The following is a 1,075-nucleotide window of genomic DNA, read 5'->3' as shown; positions in this document are numbered from 1 at the left end:
TGGTAGAGAGTTTATAATTACCTCAAAAGTAAAGTCATCATTAACACATCCAGTATCATCATTTGTCACACGTACATATATTGTTTGTTGATTAGCAATAGTATTTGCATACGGACTAGTTAGAGGATTAGCACCCGAGGTAGCATCTGCTTGTGATTCATGGAATGTTACTGTAAAATCATCTTGATCTTGAGAAGCACCTAGAATACCAGGAATCTGACTGTCTAGATCAATGTTTTGCACAAACCCATTAGCATCATCGCCATCAGCGTTATCATCACAGTAAGAAAGATTCGATACATGATCTGTGGTAGGCTCAGCATTAACAATTACATTGAAATTAGAAATTCCATTGGCACATCCAGTAGCAGAGTTAAAGACCCGTACATAGATGATTTGAGAAAAGGGAACAGAGTTAGAAAAGGGTAAAGGGTTTGCAAGTGTTCCTCCAAGAGGTAATATTCCCGCTTGAGCATCCGCAAGAGAAGCATGATAGCTTACTGTAAATTGATTCGAGTCTTGAGTTCCTAAAACTCCTGCAGTTTGATCATGTAGATTAAAACTCTGAGAGAATCCATTTTGAGCAGACCCATCAGAATCATCATCACAAATTTCAAGATCGGCAACAAAGTTTGCTACCGGTAAAGGGTTAACAATTAAATCAAAAGTAGTATGATCAGTAAAACATCCAGTAGTATTGTTTGTTACTCGAACAAAAATAGTTTGCTGATTTACAACAATGTTCTCATACATGTTAGTTCCTGCGATAGGATTTGCTCCACTATTAGCATCTGCTGCTGATGTGTGGTAAGTTACTGTATAATCAGCTGGATTCTGAGTTCCAAGAATAATAGGAGTCTGTGCATCTAGATTAAAAGTTTGTACAATTCCGTTAAACCCATCTCCATCATCTAGATTGTCACAAATTTCTAAGTTTCCAACTGCGTTAGCAACAGGCACAGGGTCTACATTAAGAGTGATATGAGTACCAAACCCAAGACAGTCGTTATCTAAGTTACTATCCACACGCACATATATTTGTTGCGAGTTAGGATATCCAATGTTTCTATAGTTA

The 1,075-nt window shown here is 37.4% G+C and carries 1 protein-coding gene; it reads right to left on the bottom strand.

All coding sequences use genetic code 11. The features are described from left to right. On the bottom strand, positions 1-1,075 hold a 1,075-nt coding region (locus AAON49_RS00100; RefSeq protein ID WP_502942867.1), incomplete at both ends, for an FIDD domain-containing protein.

Origin of the sequence: Pseudotenacibaculum sp. MALMAid0570 (genome assembly GCF_040151415.1) — a bacterium.
In the GTDB taxonomy this organism is placed as follows: domain Bacteria; phylum Bacteroidota; class Bacteroidia; order Flavobacteriales; family Flavobacteriaceae; genus Polaribacter.
Note: the sequence above shows the minus strand (reverse complement) of the source record. Positions and strands in the feature narration are given on the sequence as shown.